1 protein-coding gene is annotated in these 1,152 nt (G+C 64.2%); it reads left to right on the forward strand.

Annotated features, from left to right (window positions below):
• The first annotated feature begins 60 nt into the window (after window positions 1–60).
• Window positions 61–1,152 (forward strand): IS630 family transposase, encoded by a 1,092-nt coding sequence (locus ACH4YL_RS40805; RefSeq protein WP_398512597.1) that lies wholly within the window; start codon window positions 61–63, stop codon window positions 1,150–1,152.

Raw genomic sequence — 1,152 nt, forward strand, 5'->3', positions numbered from 1 at the left:
CTAGTGTCCTGAGTCGTGATTTCGCTGCGAAAGTAGTGGGTGGTTCGGCATTCTGGGTGGATGGCGAGGACGGGACGGCCGAAGGCCGAGTTGGTGCTGACCGATGATGAGCGTGAGACGTTGACGCATTGGGCCAGGCGTCGTACGTCCTCGCAGGCCCTGGCTCTGCGGTGCCGGATCGTGCTGGAGAGCGCAACGGGTGCGACGAACAAGGATGTCGCCGCCCGTCTGGGCATTGAGGCACATACGGTGAGCCGGTGGCGGGGCCGGTTCGTACGCGACCGTCTGGATGGTCTGGCCGACGAACCGCGCCCGGGCGGGCCGCGGACGGTGACGGACGAGCAGGTCGAAGAGGTCGTGGTGCGGACCCTGGAGGCCGCTCCGAAGAATGCAACCCACTGGTCGACACGGGAGATGGCCCGGCAGACAGGCTTGTCGCAGTCGACCGTCTCGCGGATCTGGCGGACGTTCGGGCTCAAGCCGCACTTGGTGGACACCTTCAAGCTGTCGAAGGATCCGCAGTTCATCGAGAAGGTCCGGGATGTGGTGGGGCTGTATCTTGCCCCGCCCGACAGGGCGTTGGTGCTGTGCGTGGATGAGAAGACGCAGATCCAGGCGCTGGACCGGTCCGCCCCGGTGTTACCGATGATGCCCGGCATGCCCGAACGCCGCAGTCACGACTACGTGCGCGGCGGGGTCACCACCTTGTTCGCCGCCCTGAACACCGCGACCGGTGAAGTGATCGGGCAGTTGCACCGCCGGCACCGGGCAGTGGAGTTCAAGAAGTTCCTGGTCCGGATCGACAAGGAGGTTCCCGTCGGCCTCGACGTGCACCTGATCTGCGACAACGCCTCCACACACAAGACGCCGGCGATCCAGAAGTGGCTGCTGGCCCACCCGCGGTTCCATCTGCATTTCACACCCACCAGCTCATCCTGGCTGAACCAGGTCGAGCGGTGGTTCGGCCTGCTGACGGACAAGCAGATACGGCGAGGCGTCCACAAGAACGTCCAGAACCTGGAGCGGGACATCCGCAACTGGATCAAGACCTGGAACGAGGACCCGAAACCCTTCGTCTGGACGAAGACCGCAGACGAGATCCTTGAACGCCTCGCCGGATATCTGAACCGAATTCCCGACTCAGGACACTAG

The sequence above is a fragment of the Streptomyces sp. NPDC020681 genome (assembly GCF_044334895.1).
In the GTDB taxonomy this organism is placed as follows: Bacteria; Actinomycetota; Actinomycetes; order Streptomycetales; family Streptomycetaceae; genus Streptomyces.

What these genes read in the sequence shown, in the direction of transcription:
- ACH4YL_RS40805 (WP_398512597.1), top strand. Translation starts at nt 61, where the DNA reads ATGGCGAGGACGGGACGGCCGAAGGCCGAGTTGGTGCTGACCGATGAT.